This is a genomic window from Ruegeria sp. AH12 (genome assembly GCF_056541465.1).
Genome location: NZ_JBQFYL010000001.1, coordinates 678,560 through 698,426, shown reverse-complemented (window position 1 = coordinate 698,426; position 19,867 = coordinate 678,560). Strand labels below are relative to the sequence as shown.

Here is a 19,867-nt window from a genome sequence, read left to right as displayed (position 1 = left end):
GCGCTTACTTCCTTGGTGTCAGGAAAGACCGATCCGTGTCACCGGTCACAAACTCGACAATGCGCCGGACATATTCGCTGTTGCTGCCTTCACCCGCGCGATGGGCACGCTCCTGAAAGGTGCCTTCGCCACCGGTCAGCTCCTTGAACGCAGCCCGCAGCGCCGAGATGTCTTCGCGCGATACGCCGCGCCGTTTCAGGCCAACCAGGTTGAGCCCGTCCAGTTCCCCGCGCGGGGCCTGGACCAAACCGTAGGGAATGACGTCGTTCGGTACCATGGTCAGCGCGCCAATGATGGCACCGCGACCAACCCGCACCCATTGATGCAGGCCCGAGATCCCGCCGATGATCACATCATCCTCGATGATACAATGACCGGCCGCGCCCGCGTGATTCACCATGATCACCCGATCGCCCATCTGTACGTCATGGGCCACATGCACACCCGCCATCAGCAGGCAGTCATCGCCAATGCGCGTCACACCACCGCCGCCATCGGTACCAGTGTTGATGGTCACATGTTCCCGAATCCGGTTGCGCTGACCAATTTCCAGCCGCGTGTTTTCACCGCCAAATTTCAGGTCCTGGGGGATTTCGCCGATGACCGAGAAATTGAAGATGACCGTATCTTCACCGACTGAGGTGTCACCGGTCACGACCACATGAGATTTCAGCTCGACCCGGTCGCCCAAACGGACCTGAGGCCCAACATAGCAGAACGGGCCGATCGAACAGCCCTGCCCGATCTGAGCGCCCTCTTCAATGATTGCGCTGGGATGAACACCGCTCATGCCGTTTTTTCCATGTCCCAATCAACATAGGCCGAGAACTCGGCTTCGGCGGCGACTTCTCCATCGACGGTGGCCCGTCCATTGAACTTGAACAGCTTGCCGCCTTTCTTGCCGCGCAGGGTTTCCACATGCATCTCCAGAACGTCTCCGGGCACAACCTTGCGGCGGAATTTGCACTTGTCGATGCTCATGAAGTAGATCAGCAGTTCCGTGTCGATCACATCCATGCCGACACCCAGCATGACACCGGCCGTTTGCGCCATCGCTTCGACGATGGTGACACCTGGCATGATCGGAGTACCGGGGAAATGGCCCTGAAAATGAGGCTCGTTCATGGTGACATTCTTGATGCCTATAGCAGATTGATAGCCTTCGATATCAACCACCTTGTCGACCAGTAGAAACGGATAGCGATGCGGCAATATGCGCTGGATCAGCTGAATGTCGGCGCTTTTGGTTTCCGAGGTCATAAGTCACAAATCCCGTCTTGGAAGTCTCAGTTCTCGCGTGGTTAGCAATACAGGCGCGTAAGGGCAAGCAAACCTGTTTATTCGCCCTGCCCGTCCTGCAAGCCGGTTCCATCCCCGATGGCCGCATTGATCCGGTCAATCGCTACATCGGTGATATCTGATGCGTCTGAGCTGAGCAGCACACTTGAGCGTTCCAGAATGATCGAGCCGCCGCTTTCCTGCAGAATATCGATCAGAACCGGACGCGCCAGTTCGTAAAACCGTTGCCGGCTGTCTTCGCTGAGACGCGCCAAAGCATCCAGTTTGGCACGCTGTCCTTCGCGGTGAGATTGCACCTTGATGTCGAAAGCTTCGGCCAAAGGGCGAAATTCTTCGGGTGTCAGATCGCCACGCTTTTCTGTCAGCGTTTTTTCTTCAGCGCTCAGCTCAGCAACGATGCGCTCATTTTCCTCGCCCAGCAACGCACCTTCCTGCTCGATCTCGCGCAGGACGCGCTGACCAAATTGGGACTCCGCAAACAAGCGATCGCTAGAGATCGTCACTACGACGTTTTGAGACACACCCAATTGTTGCGCAAAGCTTGGGATTGCCCAAACGCAGGCCAGAAAAACACACAGGGCCCGAAGTGGGCCCTGTAGGAGCTTGAGACCGTGGTCAGCCATGGAAAAGTCAGAACCTTGCCTGAACAGTCAGGTCGAAGTTTCTTTCGTTGTCGAACTCTTCTTTTTTCAGAGCTTTCGAGAAGTTGAACCGCAACGGACCGAAGGGCGTATCCCAGAGGACAGAAAGACCAACGACGTGGCGAATTGAGCCATCTGCGCCGACGATGTTCGCACCAGCTGTGTTCACGTTGTCAATATTGTAAAGGTTTCCAACATCATAGAACACGCCTCCACGCAGACCCAGCTCCTCGGGCAAGCCTAATGGGAAATCGGATTCAAAGCGAGCGACCCAGTAATAGTTACCGCCAATGGCGTCATCTTGACCGTTGGACAGATCGCGCGGGCCAAGACCGGCAGGTTCAAACCCTCTGAACACACTTGGCCCTAGCAGAAATCGGTCGATTGTACGGCTAAAATCGTCTCCGGACCAATGCAACGCACCAAGTTCAAGCGTTGCACGTAAGATAACCTCTTCGCTCAATACACTTGTCTGCGCGATCCCGCGGGCGGTCGTTTTGAAAAACTGATTATCTCCGCCAAGACCCGCTGCATCCACACCGACCTCGAACAAAACGCCAGCATTGGGGTTCAATCCGCCGATACGGCTGTCATAAATATAGGACACACCGAGAGAGCTTGTTGTGCGCTTACCTTGATCGATTTCAGACGAAATAACAGCACCGTTGATCTCATCATCCTGCTGCGTCATCTCGCTGCGTTCCCAGCCATAGCGAAGGCGCAATGCGGACAGCTCTCCGATTGAGTAGGTCAACTGGGGATTAAAGAACACGCGCTGGGTGTCGTAGCTTGCAAACCCGGAGTTGGTCCCCGAGAGACCAAGCCCAAGATCAAAGCGTAATCTGCGACCCAACAGGTAAGGTTCTGTAAAATTGATGGTGTACTGTTCGGATTCCTGCGCGGTCGAGATGGAAAAACCAAGATTCTGACCACGGCCAAGGAAATTGGATTCGTTCAATGCAACAGCAAGTCCAATACCGTCCGATACCGAGTAGCTACCGCCCAGCGAAAGCGAACCCGTGGGCTGTTCTTCAACATCCACGTCCAGAATAACCTGGCTTGGGCTTGACCCTTCGCGCGGCTCAACACTCGCTGTGGCAAAGAAACCCAAAGCGTTGATGCGCTCTGACGCCTGACGGATTGCACGCGGATTGAACGGATCGCCTTCTACAGTGTCAAACTGACGACGGATCACCTGATCCAGCGTTGTTGTGTTCCCTTCAATGTCAATCCGTTCCACAAAGACGCGCGGGCCCTTGCTGAGTACGAATTCGATATCCAGCGTCAGATCGCGATCATTCCTGGTGACACGCGGCTCGACCCGAAGAAAGTCGACGCCCTGTTTCACACCTAAGCGTTCCTGCCGAGCGATCGAGTTTTCGATCAGCGTAGGTGAATACGTCACGCCGGGCTTGATCTTTAGCGCGTCCTGATAGGGTGCTGGGTCCACGCCAGGGATTTCACTGACCGTTGTGATCTTGCCGAATGAGAATTGCTGTCCCTCGGTTACATTCATCACCAGGAAAAACGCATCGCGTTCGCGGGTGAACTCCACATTCGCGCTGTTTACACGGAAGTCGATATAGCCGCGCGATAGGTAGAAATCACGAATGACCTGCTTGTCGAACTCGATCCGGTCGCCGATGAATGTATCGCTGCGAAAGAAGGTGCGCAGGATGGTGGCCTGTTTCGTCTCTAACACGCGACGCAAGCGGCGATCAGAATAGGCGCGGTTGCCGACAAAGCTGACACGTTCGACTTCAATCGTGGTGCCTTCAGAGATTTCAAAAACCAGATCAACCCGGTTGTCGCTACGGCGAATGATACGGGGGATCACGGTCGCAGCCACACGACCTTGTGCCGAATAGACTTCAGCGATCAGATCGGAGTCGGCCTCGGCGGCCTGAGGCGTAAAGACGCGACGGGGCTGCGATGAAATCACCTCGAGCAAGATGTCGTCTTTGACACGCCGATTCCCCTCGATGCTGATCTGGTTGATTGTTGGGTATTCCTGAACCTCGATCACCAGGGTCGTGCCGCGAGGTGTCAATTCGACTGTTTCAAAAACACCACTGTCAAGCAAACGCTGATAGGCGTCGTTCAGCTGACCGCTTGTCACTGTCTGGCCCGGTTCGATCCCGGTTCTGGCGATGATCGTACCGGTCTCGATACGCCGGTTTCCATCTACGTCAAACGAATTGATCGTGAAACTTTGCGCGGTCGCAACGTTTGGCATTGCCAGTAAACTTGCCGCAACAAAAAGGAAAAGAAACGTGAGCGTTTGCCACAAAATCTTGTTTGAAGACTTACGCCCCCCGCAGGATGTGCCCGCGCCTCGCCCGTCGGTCATTTTTATCTCAACCCAGAATTCTAAGACTTTAATGCTGAGTAACGGGTCTGGATGTGCTTGTCAAAAGGCCAAAATGCCCAACTGGCATTTGATCGCACCTACACTGCGCCGATACGCCGGGCCAGAATCAGAATCCGGCCAGATAAGCGCCTAAACCAAGGGCCAAAGCAGTGACTGCAAAACTCAGCAACACATCCCAGTTCAGCATGAACAGGAAACTGAAACTTTGATAGGATTTGCGCAGTGCTTGTGTCATTGTTCGCCCTCAATCTGGCGAAAATGCTAACGTCAGATTGAGGCAAGAATGCGGCTTTGTTGTGCGCGAGACGTCACAATCAGCAGAACAGATCGTTTGTTACCGAAAACAGCATCAGGCTAAGAATCAGGGTAATTCCCACCGTCATCAAAATTCGCAGCGCTCGGTCACTGGGCGGCTTTCCAGCGACGGCTTCATAGGCATAGAAGACCAGGTGTCCGCCATCCAAAGCCGGAATTGGGAACAGGTTCAGCAAACCAACAGCGGTCGACAAAACCGCGATAAAGAAGATGAAGTTCTGCGCACCCTGACTGGCCATGGCACCCGAGGTTTCGGCAATACCAATCGGGCCAGAGATATTGCAGGTGCTGATCGCGCCAGTAATCATATGCCACATCCCCGACAGCGAGCCGTCGATAATGCGGATGGTCTGCCTAACACCTCCGGTCAGCGAATCCCAAATGCCAGCGGGTTGGGTCGCAGGTTCCAGCATCATGCCGCCTACAATCCCGATACGCCAATGGGTGACAAAGCCGCCTTCGGATTGCGGTTCATCTGTGCGTCGCGGGGCCAGAGCAAATTCCAGATCAGCCCCATCGCGCCAGACGTTCAGCAGCAATACGCGCCCATCCGAACTTTCGACAAATTCCTTAAGCTGGTCGAAGGCAAAGATTGGCTGCCCATTGACGGCGGTGATCACATCCCCCTGTTCCAACTGGATATCCATCGCGGCACTGCGCGGTGCAACCTGACGGATCAGCGGCGGGAATAACCAAGGCGCTTCGACATCCAGCGTCTCACCATCGCGGATCACGGTATAGTCCAGAACAGGTTCAACAGGCAGCGATCCGGTGAATTCGCTCCAGTTGCTCTCCTCATCGAAATCAGGCGTTGTGATACCAGCAATCGCGACGATCTCATCGCCAACCTGAAGGCCTTGAACGGTTCCCGGCAAAGGTTTCAATTCACCCACTGTCAGAGGTTCGCGCGAGACGCCTTGCGACCAAAAGATCATCCCGAAGACGATGATCGACATGGCAAAGTTGAATACCGGACCCGCTGCAACGGTTGCAGCACGGGCCCAAAGCGGTGCGCCATGCATGGTACTGCGCAGCTCTTCCGGGCTTTGTTCGGCGATTTCTTCCATCGCCTCTTCGTCCTTACCCGAGGCCGCGTTGGAATCGCCCTTGAATTTGACATAGCCCCCAAACGGCAACAGCGCGATCTGCCATTTTGTGCCACGCTTGTCGAACCGGCTCCATAACACCGGGCCGAACCCAATGGAAAACACATCTGCATGAATGCCGGACCAGCGACCAACGATATAATGCCCGTATTCATGCACAGCCACGATGGCGGACAAAGCGATCACAAAGGCCACAATCGTCCAAAGCAAATTGCCGAATTGTGGGATCAGGGAAAGTACGTCCAATATTCTATCCTGCTCGTTTGTGCACGGCGTCATCTGCCCATTGCCGTGCCAGATGGTCCGTTTGCTGTACGTTATCAAGTGTCAAAGGGGCATCAATAAGACATTGTTCCGCATCAAATCTGTCCAGAACCATGGCAACACAATCTGCCATGTCCAGAAATCCGATCCGACGCGCGATGAAATGATCCAGCGCCCGCTCTTTAGCGGCGTTGAAAACCGCGCCCGACAATCCTCCGCGTTCCATGACATCCCACGCCAGTCTAAGCGCGGGGTAACGGGCCAGATCAGGTTTCTGAAAGTTCAGCTGGCCAATCGCCGCCAGGTCAAGCCGTTCGACCGGCAGGCCTTGCCTGTCCGGCCAGTGCAGCGCATAGCCAATCGCGTGGCGCATATCGGGCGCGCCCATATGCGCCATCACCGCGCCATCCCGAAACCCAACCAGCGCGTGTACAATAGATTCGGGATGCACCAGAACCTCGATCCGCTGCGGGTCTAACCCAAAGAATTCTTTGGTCTCGATCACTTCAAGCGCCTTGTTGAACATCGAGGCGCTGTCGATGGTGATCCGCTGCCCCATATCCCAGTTCGGGTGGCTTGAGGCCTGTTCAACCGTCGCTTTGGCCAGATCTGAGAAGGGCCAGTCCCGAAAGGCCCCGCCACTGGCCGTGATGATGATCCGCTCAACCGCGCTCATATCCTCGCCCACAAGCGCTTGAAAAACCGCTGAATGCTCACTGTCCACTGGCAGCAGGCGCGCGCCATGCGTTTTGGCTGTGTCCAGCACCAAAGCCCCGGCACAAACAAGCGTTTCTTTGTTGGCCAGCGCCAGCGTCGCGCCTTGCTTTAGCGCCTCGATCCCCGGGGCCAGCCCGGCCGCGCCCACGATGGCCGACATGACCCAATCTGCAGGCCGCGTCGCTGCTTCGGTCAGGGCCTGCGCACCAGCGGCCGCTTCGACACCTGAGCCTTCCAGCGCATCGCGCAGGTCAGACAACCGGTCCTCATAAGCCGTCACAGCGACATCGGCATGCAATCGACGGGCATCTGCGGCCAGCTGAGCGATATTGGCGCCCCCGGTTAAGGCGACAACGTCATAGTGATCCGGCGCACGCGCGATCAGATCAATTGTGTTCTGGCCGATCGAACCGGTCGCACCGAAAATCGAAACCTTGCGCATCACATCGCCCCGGGTGAATAGATCAAACCCGCCAAAAGCACGAACAGCGCCGCACCCATCATTCCATCAAACCGGTCCAGAAATCCACCATGACCGGGGATCAGATTCGAGCTGTCCTTGACCCCAAACCTGCGTTTGACCGCGCTTTCAGCAATGTCGCCAGCCTGACTGGCCATCGAAGCCAGAACCGAGATCACCACAAACATCACGCCAAACCCGCCCTGGACGGCGAACAGGATGCCAACCAAGGCAGCCGCTGCCCAGCCCCCTGCTGTACCTGACCATGTTTTTTTGGGGCTGACCTTGGGCCAGAATTTCGGGCCACCCACGGCCTTGCCGACAAAATACCCCGCGACGTCGGTTGCGACGACCAAGGCAATCAGCCAGATCATCGCGGTAAAACCCATCGTCTCTCGGATCGAAATAAAACCCAGCCCTGCCCCGGCAATCCACAGCATAAACACAGCGCACAACCCGCGGGATTGGTTGACCTGCCCGGCTGAAACCAAAGCAAGCGCGGCAACGATCGGCAGAGTATAAACCTGAGAAAACTCAAAACGCCAAAGCTCTGCGACGCCAAACACCACCGCGCAGGTCAGGATACCCAATTGCACAGCAATGCTTGTGTGTTGTGGCTCGATCATCCGAACGAGTTCCCAGGCCATCAGCCCACAGGCCACCGCGATGAAGGTTTCGAACCAGATACCACCCAGCCAGACCTCAATCGCACCAATGGCGACAAGCACAATGGCAGACAGAACGCGCGTCGTCAGATCAGACCATCGGCCATCGCTCATGCGATAACTGCCCCGAAACGCCGCTCACGCGATCCAAAGTTGTTACACAGGCGTTCCAGCTCGGCGGCGGTGAAATCGGGCCATAACGTGTCGATGAACTCGTACTCAGAATAGGCCGATTGCCACAGCAAAAAATTCGAGATGCGCGCCTCACCACTGGTGCGGATCACCAGATCAGGATCCGGCAGAACCCGTGTATCCAGATATCTGGGCAGCGTTTCTTCGTCCACGTCATCGGGATGCAAGCGCCCGTCGGCCACATCACGGGCCAGTCGTTTGGTCGCGCGGGCCACCTCATCCCGACCGCCGTAGTTCAGGGCGACGGTCAGATGCACCAGATCGTTGTTCTTGGTCTCTTCTTCCAGGGAATCCATAAGATCGGTCAGCTTTGAATCCAAACGTACCCGATCCCCGATAAACCGCACGCGAATGCCATTTTCGGCCAGCGTCTTGGTTTCCTTGATGATATAGCGGCGAAACAAGCTCATCAGCCCTGCTACTTCGACCTGAGTGCGTTTCCAGTTCTCGGTCGAAAAGGCAAAGACGGTTAGGTACTTGATCCCCAGCCCAGGGCAGGCTTCAACCACCTCGCGTACGCGACGCGCACCTGCGTGATGACCGAACAATCTAGGCCGCCCACGTGCCTGCGCCCAGCGGCCGTTACCATCCATGATGATCGCCACATGGCGCGGGCCAGACCCTGGCTCGGTTTGGGGATCTTTGGGCATAAGACCGGCTCAGACCTGCATGATTTCGGACTGTTTCGTTTCAAGTGCGGTATCAACAGCCTTGATCATCTCGTCCGTCAGGTCCTGCACTTCGCTTTCCCAGAACTTCTGGTCATCCTCGGACATGCCATCCGACTTGGCCTTCTTGATCTGGTCCATCCCATCGCGGCGTACGTTTCGGATCGAAACTCGTGCGCTTTCGGCATATTGCCCGGCAACCTTGCCCAGCTCGCGGCGGCGTTCTTCGTTCAATTCAGGGATCGGCAGCATGATGATCGTGCCATTCAGCTGAGGATTGATCCCCAAACCACTTTCGCGGATCGCTTTTTCCACCTTGCCCACCAGGCCCTTGTCCCAGACATTCACCGTCACCATCCGCGGTTCGGGTACGTTGACTGTTCCAACCTGATTGATCGGCGTCATCGACCCATAAGCGTCGACCATCACCGGCTCAAGCATCGAAGCCGAGGCCCGACCGGTCCGCAAAGAGGCAAATTCGGTTCTGAGGTTGGACATCGCGCCATCCATGCGGCGCTTCAGATCATCGGTGTCCAGTTCGAAGTCGTCAGACATGCTGCTCACTCCCCGTCTTCAAGTGCTGTTTGGATGGGTCTTACGCCATCGCCTTTGGGATGTATAGCAATCATGGGCAGGAATTGCGGCAATGACCAGCAGAGTTTCGGTCCTTTTCGCCGACTTTTGTTCAGCAAGGACAGGCCTATAACGTGACCCGCCCTTACCGCGGTATCAAATCAGGCGTTTACGTCGACCACAACGCGCCCTTTGACCTGACCTTTCAGGATATCTACGCCAAGTGCTGGCAGATCAGACAGGGTCGCGGGATGCACCATCGCCTCCAGCTTTTCCATCGGCAGATCGGTTGCGATCCGGCGCCAGGCCCGAACCCGGTTGTCATAGGGCTGCATCACGCTGTCGATGCCCAACAGGTTCACACCACGCAGCAGGAAGGGAATCACCGTCGTTGGCAGCGCCGCACCGCCTGCCAGACCCACAGCCGCAACCGAGCAGCCATATTTCATCTGACCCAAAACACGCGCCAGCATGTCACCGCCAACGGCGTCAACACACCCGGCCCAGGTTTCGCTTTCCAGCGGGCGCTTGGTGGTTTCATTGAGCTCTTCGCGCGGAACAATCGTCGTTGCCCCCAACGATTTCAGATAGTCCCCGGTCTCAGGCCGCCCGGTCACAGCTGCGACCTCATAGCCAAGCTGCCCCAGGATCGCGGTCGCCACTGACCCGACACCCCCTGCGGCCCCGGTCACCAGAACGGGCCCGCGATTAGGTGTCAGTCCATGATCTTCCAGCGCCATAACAGCCAGCATCGCGGTAAAACCCGCCGTACCCACTGCCATCGCCTCCCGCGCATCCAGACCCTCCGGCAAGGGAACCAACCAATCGGCTCGCGCATTGGCTTTTTGCGAATATCCGCCCCAATGGGCCTCTCCCACGCGCCAACCGGTCAGAACAACCTTGTCGCCCGGCTTGTAGCGATCATCCGACGAGGCCTCGACCGTTCCGGCATAATCGATTCCTGGTACATGAGGGTAATTCCGGACCAGGCCACCGCCTTTGGGTGACAGGCACAACCCGTCCTTGTAGTTCACCGTCGAGTATTCCACCGCAACGGTCACTTCACCATGCGGCAGATCCTCGGTTGAAAGCTGTTTAACCGACGCGCTCGCCAGTCCGCTTTCTTCATCCTTATCCATCACCAACGCATTGAACATATTCATAGTCCTTTCGCTTTCTCTCGACCGGTCCATCACTTCACCTGGCCCAAAATATCCCGGGGGAGTCGCGCAGCGACGGGGGCAGAGCCCCCTTCCCCATGTCAGATCCAAAAATGACCCTGTACTGTTGCGTTCCGCATCCCATCAGGCGTTTCCACCTCAAGCTTGGTCCCAGTGTCCCAATGGCTCAATCGCATCATCCCAATCGAAACATTGGTCGCGAAATCAGGTGACCAGGCGGAGGATGTCACCTGACCAACCTGCTTTCCGTCTGAAAAAACACACCACGGTTCCACGCAGGGCGGTACCGCATCACCTTCAATCGCAATCGGGCGAATCTGCTGCACCGGACCTTCTTTGGCAACGCGCAGCAAAGCATCCCTGCCCACGCAGCCAATCGCCGTGTGCGTGTTACAGAACTTGCCCAACCCACATTCATGCGGCGTGTTGTCGTCCGTCATGTCATTGCCATAAGACAACAACCCGCCCTCGATCCGCTCGATCAGGTTCGGGCAACCGGCGCGCACCTGCAAGTCTTCGCCCGCGTCGAACAGCGCGTTCCACAGAGGCATCCCGATATCGCCGCCTTCAACATAAATCTCAAACCCGCCCTGCTTGGAATAGCCCGAGCGGGCGACGGCCAAATCGCGCCCCTCGAATTCGAACATATCGAATTTGAAGAACCGAATATCGCGCACCCGATCCCCGAACACCCGGGCCATCAGTTCATCTGCCTTGGGCCCCTGAATGGCCAGAGGTGAAACGTCGGGCTCATCCACAAGCACATCCAGCCGATAGCCATTGGCCAGGCCTTTGACCCACAACAGCAAATCGCTGTCGGCAATGGATATCCACCAGCGATCTTCGGACAGTTTCACCGCCACCGGATCGTTCAGCATGCCGCCGGTCTCATCCACGATAGGCACATAATAGCACTGCCCCGGCAGCATGCCCCGCAGATCGCGCGGTGTCAGCATCTGCATCAACCGCGCCGCATCCGGTCCGCGCAATTCCACTTGTCGTTCGCAGGAGACATCCCAGACTTGAACGTGGGACTTAAGATGATGGTAGTCTGCCTCGACGCTTTCGAACACCGTCGGCAACAGCATACGGTTGTAGACCGTATAGCCTTTGACCCCTGCAGCCGTAACACCTTCCGAGAATGGTGTGCGCCGCAGACGGCGAGACAATGATATTTGCGGCATTCAGCCCTCCGTTGGCATGAAACACAGATCGCTGACCGGCGCGCCAGAGCCGGTCTCGGTCAGCATCTTGTGTAACTGACCGCGGTGATGCGTCTGATGGTTGAAAAAGTGCATGATGCATTGCGCATAAGGCAATGTAACTTCGGCCTCTTTTGACGCTGAATACCAGGTAAATGGCCCTGATATGGGATCATTGCCCAGCGTCTCTGCCCAGTCTGAGATACGAGTGTCCATAGGGTTTCGCAGGCTTAGCCAGCTTTCCAGATCAGGGCACAGATACACGCTTTCATGGATCCCGCCGCCGGGACGATGGATATTGGCCTCGGGTCCATCGCCCTTGTCGAAACGTGACATCCAGATCCAATCGCCCCAGAGAAGATGGTTCGCGGTACCCAGGATTGAACCAAAAAACGCGCCGTGTTCGCGGGTCAACTCTTCTTCGGTCAGCGCCTCAAGGAACTCTGACAACTGGTTGTTTTGCCAATGATTATACCGCGCCATTTCACGGGCATAGGCTCCGGTGATCATCACTTTGGTCCATGCCAGTCGATCGGGCAAATCTCGGCGGATTTGCCCCCGAAATCCCACACGCGACCATAGTCCCGAACCTTCGATTTGACTCCGCGTGCAACGATGATGTCCGGACCCATCCAGTACTTCGAATTCGAGACCATCACCGGATGTTCGGGGTCTTTCCCGCCCAGCATTTCAATCTCGCCCTGAATTTTACGACCGATCACAATCCGGCGCTTGGTGCCATCGCGTTCGATCTGGACCGGAGCACGCTCAGCCCCGATAATCTCGCTCACCAGCATGGTAAACAGGCCGGTGGTGCCGCCCGCTTGACCGCTGAAGATCTGCAGCAACCCGTTATAGGCCTTGCCGCTGGCGCGTTCATCGACATAGGCGGCGACCTTCCATTGGCCCTCGCCCATACGACCTGGAATATCGACCAGAAGACCAACGTTCAGACCGCTGAGGTCTTCGCCCTCATAGTGCCCCTCGTCGATGATCACGCCCATCCACGCGTGGCAATGCCCCTCGGTTGGGGGATGTGCGCCCAATGACACCACACAAGGACAAAACACATCACAGGAACAGTTTAGGATCAGCTCGCCTTTAATGCTCCACTCCGTCGGGCTCATCTCGCGCCGCTTGGGATTGGGCATTCGACTGTCGATCCGCTGGCTGATCGGCAGCCTGTCGGCATCAATCTTTCTGTTCTTAGCCATTCGCTTATCCTCCGTAGCTCAAGGGGAACGCCAGCAACAGCACACCACCTGCAATCAATAGAAAACCCATGGGCCGCGTCACGCGATGCCCGATCTGGGGCAATTTCTCCAAGACCATGAACACTGTCGCCAGCCCCATCCAAAGCAAGCTCATGACGCCGCCCACAAAGCCAAGCACCATGAAGCCCCAGCAACATCCAACACAGAACGTGCCCAGGCCCAAGCCCATACGCAAACCGCCCGTAAAGCCTGTTTTCCAATGTCCCAGAAAGTAAGTCATGGGCGCGTGGCACACCCCATGGCACACCTCTTTCACGCGCGAGAACTGGAATGCGCCGACGACAATCATTAGCCCACCGGCGACCCAACCGGATTTTGCAATGCCCAGCATATCGACCAGCCCACCGAACAACAAAACAAGTTGAATCCCGGTGATCAGAGCCGCAAATCCCACCCAAACGACCCCAAATCCGGTCAGAACGCCCAGCCATCCGGCACGCGTTCCATTGGCACTGTGGATCAGATCATCGTAACTGCGCAGGGTTGGCACCAGCGTCGGCAGCATCATCGCTGCCATCATGATGGCCCACATCCAGAACAACGGCCCGAACTCGGCCATGGGCATATACATGTCCATCCGCGGGTCCATCGCCGCCATGGCCTGCCCCATTGGGCCGGGCCGACCGATCCAATCAAGATCCATGCTGCGGCTCATCGAGAACATCATCCACCACGCCCACAGGATGGCTGCGTAAAAGCCCAGCCACATTCCAGTGCGTAGAACCGCGCGACTCATGCGCTCCTCCCGACTCAGTCCTTGCTTTTCAAATGTCAGACTTTTAAATGTCAGACAAATAAAATCTGACTTTCGGGCAAGTAATTATGAAAATCGATCCTCAGAAACCGGCTGATCTATCTGCGCAAATCGCACAGGCCATACGGGACGCTATAGTCTCCGGCCAATTGATCGTCGATGAACGCCTGCCTTCTGAGGCGGAACTGGCCGAGCAGTTTCAGGTGTCGCGCCCAACAGTGCGTGAAGCATTGAAACGACTGGCAGCGCAATCACTGATCCGCACGCAACGCGGGGCGACGGGTGGAGCCTTTGTCAATCGGCTCAGCTTTGAGGATGCCTATTCTCAGCAGATCACCACCTCGACACTCTTGCTGTCGATGAACGCGGTGCGGTTTGATACGGCGTGTGAAGCGCGATACGCGCTGGAACGCGCTTGCGCGCCTTTGTCGGCAAAACGCCGCACCGCGGATCAATTGGCCACGATGCGGGCCGAGATTTTTCGACAAGCCCAGCCCGGTCTGACAGACGAAGCGTTCTGCGCATCAGATGTGGCCTTTCACCGGGCGCTTGTCGATGGGGCCGACAATCCGGTTCTGTCTTATCAACTGGCCGGTGCGGTTGAGGCTATGCAGCCCCTGATGAACATGATCACTTTTACGGCCCGATCCCGAGAAGCGATCATCGCCTACCACACAAAAATCGCAGATGCGCTAGAAGGCATGGACGCTGAAACCGTCGATTCTGCATTGGTTGAGCTGGAAAACTACACCCGACAACTGGCCCGGGATGTGGCCGAACGCAAGCGCAAGCCAGCCTGAACCAAGCTTTGTTCAAATCGGCTTTCTTATGCACAGAGCATTGGTTACCCGCCTTGTAATCCTGTTGAAAACCGGCTTTCACTGCGCCGGTTGATACAAGGAGCTTCCTACATGCAAAACCCTATTCGCCCGACAGAGTCATTGCGTCAGGGTCAGCTGGAATTATGGGAGGCGGCAACTGATCATACATTTACCCGCGAACTGGCCCAAGGCACATTGCCTGTCCATAAGATGCGTTGGTATTTGCAGCAAGACTATCAATTCGTCGACGGCTTTGTTCGCCTTCTGGCAAGTGCAATCGCACATGCACCGAGCCTGGCTGACAGTGTACCGGCCGCGCAGTTTCTGGCGATCATTACCGGTCCGGAGAATACATATTTCCTGCGTGCGATGGAGGCACTTGGAACTGAGCCATCCGACAAACCTGCCCCTGCCACGCGAGCCTTTCAGGAGTTGATGGCGCGTGCGGCGGCATCAGGCCGATATGAAAACATGCTTGCGGTGCTTGTCGTAGCTGAATGGGTTTATCTAAGCTGGGCCACACCTGTGAATCCTCCCAATGCGGAATTGCCTTTCTGGTATGCGGAGTGGATCACTCTACATGCAGGAGAAGAATTTGAAGGTGTTGTCGAATATCTGCGCAGTCAATTGGACAAGGTTTGGCCCACACTTGACGCGAATGCGCAGGCAGAGGTGACACAATTGTTCAATCGCGCGGTCGAGTTGGAGGTATCGTTTTTTGACGCCTCATATGCGGCGCTTCCAGAGGAATAATCATGGTTTCAACACTTAACATTCTGGCCGCTGTTTTGACGATCGGCTTTGGTCTCTTTGGATTTCTGGCTCCGGCCTACACCGCCAACGCGTTGGATCTTGCACCCACGAACAGCACCATGGGGTTAAGCGAGATGCGCGCCTCGGTCGGCGGGTTGTTTGTTGTTACCGGTATCGCGGTGATCTGGCTGAATGCGCCGATGGCCTATACCATGCTGGGCGTGGTCTATGCCGGGGCTGCATTGGGGCGGTTCGTGTCTCTCGCGCTAGACAACCCACCGTTTGTTAAAGCCGCAACGTTTGGTGGAATCGAGCTTGTGTTGGCTATCTGGCTGATTGCAACGAACTTCAACAAAACTGCGTAACATATTGTTAAATAATGATCAGCGCTCATTTATTCGGGATTTGCAACCCGAAGAAACCTCACCTATATAGGGTATGTCCTTCGGGACTATGGACATAAACGCGCTCGTAATAAGCGGATCGGACCCGGGGGCGGTACCCGGCGGCTCCACCAACCATCCTTCGTTTGAGGATTCTGGGGCCGAAATAGGATCGACGAACGTCTAAAGGGGTTAGCTTTGTCTCGGCTGTCTGCCACCGTTATCGGCGAAACTAGTACAATTGCAAACGACAATCGTGCTCCGGTTGCAGTTGCTGCGTAAGCAGTAGCAAGACCGAAACTTAAGCCCTTGCGCCTAGCCGCGTAAGGCGGGGTTCGCAGGTACCTGGCAACAGAAACCTGCATTTCCTAAACACCTTATGTCTGAGTTTAATTCTTTTTCTGCAAAGATTTAGAGTTTCTTCATCCCTTTTGCTCATGGTCGTCCCAAACAGATAGGAGAGCCGGGATGACTCACACTGATATCCTGAAAGCATGGTATGCTGAGGTTTGGGAACAGGGAAATACCGACGCGATCGATCAGTATTTCGCACCGGATACAATGGCAGAAGGGTTGATCCCTGAAATGCAGGTCGGCGCGGATGACTTCCGCGATCTCGTTATGGCATTTCGGCATGTTCTGGGTGAGATTTCTGTTGAAATGCCCAAAATCATCGAAAACGGTAACTGGGTATCGGCGATCCTGCATGTCAAAACCTTCCGCGCCGACAATGGCGCACCGCTGGAGGTGACGGGCCAAGTCATGGCGCGCTTTAAAGGTGACAAGATGGTCGAAGCCTATAATCAGTTTGATTTTGTCTCGCTTTTCGAACAACTTGGTCAGTTTCCACAGGATACGCTGCCCGTTTGTATGACCGGCCAACGGTTGGATTGGGCCTAAGTCACCGCCGTACAATCTTGACCCTTTGGTTGCTTGCACGTTAGCAAGGGCCATGGGGTAAGATTGCGAACGCCCCGTGAGGCGCCAGCCCAAGTTTCGCATGTATCCGAGATTGCAAGGAAACATGCCATGGCATCGCCGAACTCTATTACCCCCAAGCAACTGTTGCGTCTGATCGGAACACCTCAAGCCCCGGTGCTTATCGATATCTGCGTAGACGAAGATTTTGAGGCTGACCCGTTTCTGATCCCGGGATCGGTCCGACATCCGGCTTCTGATATTGACGGCCTGACAAAGAGTGTTGGGAACCATCACAGCGTGATTATCTGCCAAAAGGGTAAGAAACTAAGCCAAGGTATCGTTTCATTGCTACGCAGTGAAGGTTGCAAAGCAGAGTATCTTGAAGGTGGCATGTATGCCTGGCGAGAAATGCCGAGAAATCTGCGTATTCCAGCGGCATCTTTGCCGCCCTCAATAGATGGACATACTATCTGGGTCACGCGGCACCGACCAAAGATAGATCGTATCGCCTGCCCCTGGCTGATCCGGCGTTTTGTTGACCCGAAATCTAAGTTCTTGTTCGTCGCGCCCTCCGAAGTTGAAAGCGTCGCGGAAAAGTTCAACGCGACGCCATTTGATGTTGAAAACACAGAATGGAGCCATCAAGGCGACCGCTGCACCTTCGACACCATACTCGACAAGCTATGCCTGCGATCGGATGCTCTGAACCGGCTTGCGACGGTGGTTCGGGCGGCTGATACAAATCGCCACGACCTCGCCCCTGAGGCTGCTGGCTTACTGGCGGTTTCGGTTGGTTTGTCCCGGCAATACCGCGACGATCACGAAAACCTTGAGGCGGGAATGCATCTTTATGATGCCTTATACCGTTGGGCCCGTGACGGGTTTGACGAAACGCATGACTGGCCGATGGACCGGAAATCATGACACCAACACTCCGCGATCTGATGCGCGTGTTCGGCAGGATCGGGCTGCTATCTTTTGGCGGCCCGGCAGCTCAGATTTCGTTGATGCATCAGGAACTGGTCGAACGTCGCCCTTGGCTGGACGAACAAACCTATCTGCGAGCGCTGTCGCTGTGCATGTTACTTCCGGGCCCCGAAGCTATGCAGCTTGCCACCTATGCCGGTTGGCGGCTGCGCGGGGTTACGGGCGGCTTGATCGCCGGGACACTGTTTGTGCTACCAGGAGCGCTGGTGATCGCGGTTCTTGTCACGCTTTATGCAGCGTTTGGCAATCTGCCGCTGGTTCAGGCGGGGTTTCTTGGGATCAAGGCCACCGTGATCGTCATCGTTCTGCAAGCCCTGCGAAACCTGTCGCGCAAGGCGTTGACGGATACCCAGCACCGCGTCCTCGCAGGCTTGGGTTTTCTGGGGATATTCCTGTTTAACATACCGTTTCCGCTGATTATTCTGGCAGCGGCCTGTTGGGGCTATGCCTCATTCAAAGGTGCTGCGTCGCAAGAACAAGCGGCCCCTGCCCCAGCAATTGCCAATCCCGTTCGCACTGCCGCGATCTGGCTGACCCTGTGGTTAAGCCCACTGATCGCGCTGTCGCTCTCCGGGCAGCAATTGCTGAGCGATTTGGGTTGGTTCTTTGCGCGTCTGGCCGTTGTAACCTTTGGCGGGGCCTATGCTGTACTTGCCTACATGACCCAGACCGTCGTGGACCAATACAACTGGATCAGCACGGGTCAAATGATCGATGCGCTGGGACTTGCAGAGACCACCCCTGGCCCGCTGATCCTGGTTACCCAGTTTGTGGCGATGCGGACGGGGCAAATCAGCGGTGGGCTTTCGTTGGCGCTAGCTGCGGGTGCGGTGGCGCTATGGGCAACATTTGTACCCTGCTTTCTTTGGATTTTCCTAGCCGCCCCCTATCTGGACCGGCTTGCGACAAAGCCACGGCTGGCCGCAGCGCTGCATGGAATCACGGCCTCGGTCGTAGGCGTGATTCTGAACCTGTCACTATGGTTTGCTCTGAACGTCTTGTTCCATGATATATCCCAGTTTCAATGGGGCCCACTTTCGCTTCCTGTTCCAGGTTTCGGATCACTGAATTTCACCGCGCTGTTGCTCACTTTTGTAGCTGGGGTGTTGATTCTTAGGGCAAATCTGGGAATGGCCACGGTGTTGACGCTGATGATGGGCGCGGGAATTTGCTTTCATCTGCTCTGATCAATCCGGCGATTCCTGCCCTTTCGTTTCCGGTTAAAACGCCTATGCTGGGGACGACCACTTTCGAGGATGCCCCATGTCGCAAGACATTGACTATGGAAACCTGATGCACACTGCCATGCGCGGTCTCATCAAAACCGTTTTGACCGACGTGTCCGAAACCGGGCTGCCCGGTGCCCATCACTTTTTCATTACCTTTGACACCCGCGAACCGGGTGTGCAAATCGCGGAATGGCTGCATGAGCGCTATCCCGAAGAGATGACAATTGTCATGCAGCACTGGTTCGAAAACCTTGAGGTCGGGGAAACCGGTTTTGCCATCACGCTGAATTTCGGTGACGCGCCCGAACCGCTGTATATCCCTTACGCGGCGATCAAGACATTCGTTGATCCTTCGGTTGAATTTGGCCTGCGCTTTGAAAGCCCTGATGACGAGCTGGATGAGGATGATCTAGTCGAAGAATCAATCGAGGTTGAAGAACCCGAAGAACATCACGACGCTGATGTGGTCTCGCTGGACAGCTTCCGCAAATAGTCTTCTAAACCCCGCTGCAACGCGGGGTTTATTGCTTTTTCAGGAAAGTTTCGACAGAGCGTGACTTTTCCCCATCGATAAAGCGCGAGAATGACAGGTTCAGCCCGCCTTCAGCCAATGTCCGGTCATATTGCTGCAATTCGTACCCGCCGGATTCGTCGATAAACAGCGAAAACACGGTCAGAGTATCGCCTTCGATCCGACCCCAGACAAAAGGTTCACCCTGCATCGGGTCCAGCGGCACCTCATGCCCGAATACATTGCGTTTCATCGCAGCCGAGAACACATCGGGTCGGTCTGAAGTTTGGAAATCAATTGAGAATTTCTGCTCTTTCACCCGCCCATCGGCTTTATAGGTGGTGGTTTTCCAGCTGACATTGAAACCATTTTTGGTGTCGTGGATGGAAACGCTCATATCTCGCGGGGTCGATGTACCATCCGCATCCACCACATTCGCCGATCCGATATAATCCCCGACAAAGGGCTCGATATTGGCGGCATGGGCAGCAATGTTCAGCAGCCCAATCCACAGCGTTGCAACCAAAACCGCCGCCATGGATTTCAAGGGCACAAACCGTTGGGTACCGGGCATCTCGTC

Annotated in this window: 23 protein-coding genes and 1 other RNA gene; 8 read left to right on the top strand and 16 right to left on the bottom strand. The window is 55.8% G+C overall.

All coding sequences use genetic code 11. The annotated features are described in order from the left end of the window. Window positions 1–4: 4 nt before the first annotated feature. The 15 genes from lpxA to ACR0EL_RS03450 all read right to left on the bottom strand — a co-directional run bounded on the left by lpxA (window position 5) and on the right by ACR0EL_RS03450 (window position 13,664). On the bottom strand, window positions 5–790 hold the full coding sequence (gene lpxA / locus ACR0EL_RS03520) for an acyl-ACP--UDP-N-acetylglucosamine O-acyltransferase (RefSeq protein WP_480498224.1): 786 nt from the start codon (window positions 788–790) through the stop codon (window positions 5–7). Then, window positions 787–1,260, bottom strand: a complete 474-nt coding sequence (gene fabZ / locus ACR0EL_RS03515) for a 3-hydroxyacyl-ACP dehydratase FabZ (RefSeq protein ID WP_480498222.1) — start codon at window positions 1,258–1,260, stop codon at window positions 787–789. Before fabZ ends, lpxA begins: the two co-directional genes overlap by 4 nt. 77 nt (window positions 1,261–1,337) lie before the next feature. After that, the gene (locus tag ACR0EL_RS03510) at window positions 1,338–1,922 is read right to left on the bottom strand and encodes an OmpH/Skp family outer membrane protein (RefSeq protein ID WP_480498221.1); all 585 of its coding nucleotides are present in this window, start codon (window positions 1,920–1,922) and stop codon (window positions 1,338–1,340) included. Window positions 1,923–1,929: 7 nt separating this feature from the next. Continuing rightward, window positions 1,930–4,290 (bottom strand): outer membrane protein assembly factor BamA, encoded by a 2,361-nt coding sequence (bamA, locus tag ACR0EL_RS03505; protein ID WP_353007479.1) that lies wholly within the window; start codon window positions 4,288–4,290, stop codon window positions 1,930–1,932. A gap of 127 nt (window positions 4,291–4,417) precedes the next feature. Then, window positions 4,418–4,546, bottom strand: a complete 129-nt coding sequence (locus tag ACR0EL_RS03500; RefSeq protein WP_353007477.1) for a hypothetical protein — start codon at window positions 4,544–4,546, stop codon at window positions 4,418–4,420. A 79-nt stretch (window positions 4,547–4,625) separates the two neighbouring features. Continuing rightward, window positions 4,626–5,978 (bottom strand): RIP metalloprotease RseP, encoded by a 1,353-nt coding sequence (gene rseP, locus ACR0EL_RS03495; protein WP_480498219.1) that lies wholly within the window; start codon window positions 5,976–5,978, stop codon window positions 4,626–4,628. Between the two features lie 4 nt (window positions 5,979–5,982). Then, entirely contained in the window at window positions 5,983–7,155 is a 1,173-nt protein-coding gene (dxr, locus tag ACR0EL_RS03490; RefSeq protein ID WP_480498217.1) for a 1-deoxy-D-xylulose-5-phosphate reductoisomerase, read from the bottom strand. Next, the gene (locus tag ACR0EL_RS03485; protein WP_480498215.1) at window positions 7,155–7,952 is read right to left on the bottom strand and encodes a phosphatidate cytidylyltransferase; all 798 of its coding nucleotides are present in this window, start codon (window positions 7,950–7,952) and stop codon (window positions 7,155–7,157) included. The genes dxr and ACR0EL_RS03485 overlap by 1 nt, the downstream gene beginning before the upstream one ends. Further along, on the bottom strand, window positions 7,949–8,680 hold the full coding sequence (locus ACR0EL_RS03480; protein WP_353007469.1) for an isoprenyl transferase: 732 nt from the start codon (window positions 8,678–8,680) through the stop codon (window positions 7,949–7,951). The genes ACR0EL_RS03485 and ACR0EL_RS03480 overlap by 4 nt, the downstream gene beginning before the upstream one ends. Before the next feature lie 9 nt (window positions 8,681–8,689). Further along, window positions 8,690–9,253 carry a ribosome recycling factor gene (frr, locus tag ACR0EL_RS03475; protein WP_480498213.1) on the bottom strand — a complete coding sequence of 188 codons (564 nt, stop codon included), beginning with the start codon at window positions 9,251–9,253 and terminating at the stop codon, window positions 8,690–8,692. A gap of 179 nt (window positions 9,254–9,432) precedes the next feature. Further along, entirely contained in the window at window positions 9,433–10,428 is a 996-nt protein-coding gene (gene acuI, locus ACR0EL_RS03470) for an acryloyl-CoA reductase (protein WP_480498211.1), read from the bottom strand. A gap of 104 nt (window positions 10,429–10,532) precedes the next feature. Further along, complete coding sequence (locus ACR0EL_RS03465; RefSeq protein ID WP_480498209.1) at window positions 10,533–11,636, bottom strand: dimethylsulfoniopropionate demethylase; 1,104 nt, start codon at window positions 11,634–11,636, stop codon at window positions 10,533–10,535. Then, window positions 11,637–12,164, bottom strand: coding sequence for a DinB family protein (locus ACR0EL_RS03460; RefSeq protein ID WP_480498207.1), 528 nt, complete (start codon window positions 12,162–12,164; stop codon window positions 11,637–11,639). It abuts the gene before it with no gap. After that, entirely contained in the window at window positions 12,164–12,868 is a 705-nt protein-coding gene (locus ACR0EL_RS03455) for a DUF1326 domain-containing protein (protein ID WP_353007460.1), read from the bottom strand. The genes ACR0EL_RS03460 and ACR0EL_RS03455 overlap by 1 nt, the downstream gene beginning before the upstream one ends. A 4-nt stretch (window positions 12,869–12,872) precedes the next feature. Beyond that, window positions 12,873–13,664, bottom strand: a complete 792-nt coding sequence (locus ACR0EL_RS03450; protein WP_480498205.1) for a DUF2182 domain-containing protein — start codon at window positions 13,662–13,664, stop codon at window positions 12,873–12,875. 86 nt (window positions 13,665–13,750) lie between these two features. On the opposite strand from ACR0EL_RS03450, the gene ACR0EL_RS03445 reads away from it, so the two are divergent. From ACR0EL_RS03445 to ACR0EL_RS03410, 8 genes are all read left to right on the top strand, one after another. Further along, complete coding sequence (locus ACR0EL_RS03445; protein ID WP_480498203.1) at window positions 13,751–14,482, top strand: FadR/GntR family transcriptional regulator; 732 nt, start codon at window positions 13,751–13,753, stop codon at window positions 14,480–14,482. A 111-nt stretch (window positions 14,483–14,593) separates the two neighbouring features. Next, the gene (locus ACR0EL_RS03440) at window positions 14,594–15,256 is read left to right on the top strand and encodes a TenA family protein (RefSeq protein WP_480498201.1); all 663 of its coding nucleotides are present in this window, start codon (window positions 14,594–14,596) and stop codon (window positions 15,254–15,256) included. Window positions 15,257–15,258: 2 nt separating this feature from the next. Beyond that, the gene (locus ACR0EL_RS03435; protein WP_480498199.1) at window positions 15,259–15,621 is read left to right on the top strand and encodes a DUF4345 family protein; all 363 of its coding nucleotides are present in this window, start codon (window positions 15,259–15,261) and stop codon (window positions 15,619–15,621) included. A 36-nt stretch (window positions 15,622–15,657) separates the two neighbouring features. Beyond that, window positions 15,658–16,005: a transfer-messenger RNA gene (gene ssrA, locus ACR0EL_RS03430) on the top strand. Between the two features lie 102 nt (window positions 16,006–16,107). Further along, window positions 16,108–16,539, top strand: a complete 432-nt coding sequence (locus ACR0EL_RS03425) for an ester cyclase (RefSeq protein WP_353007448.1) — start codon at window positions 16,108–16,110, stop codon at window positions 16,537–16,539. A 129-nt stretch (window positions 16,540–16,668) separates the two neighbouring features. Further along, a complete protein-coding gene (locus tag ACR0EL_RS03420; RefSeq protein WP_480498197.1) occupies window positions 16,669–17,484 on the top strand; it encodes a chromate resistance protein ChrB domain-containing protein in 816 nt (271 codons plus the stop codon). Next, complete coding sequence (chrA, locus tag ACR0EL_RS03415) at window positions 17,481–18,734, top strand: chromate efflux transporter (RefSeq protein ID WP_480498195.1); 1,254 nt, start codon at window positions 17,481–17,483, stop codon at window positions 18,732–18,734. The genes ACR0EL_RS03420 and chrA overlap by 4 nt, the downstream gene beginning before the upstream one ends. Before the next feature lie 76 nt (window positions 18,735–18,810). After that, window positions 18,811–19,269, top strand: coding sequence for an SspB family protein (locus ACR0EL_RS03410; protein ID WP_480498193.1), 459 nt, complete (start codon window positions 18,811–18,813; stop codon window positions 19,267–19,269). Between the two features lie 28 nt (window positions 19,270–19,297). Here the strand turns inward: ACR0EL_RS03410 and ACR0EL_RS03405 are convergent, their stop codons facing one another. Continuing rightward, entirely contained in the window at window positions 19,298–19,861 is a 564-nt protein-coding gene (locus tag ACR0EL_RS03405) for a hypothetical protein (RefSeq protein ID WP_480498191.1), read from the bottom strand. Window positions 19,862–19,867: the final 6 nt, after the last annotated feature.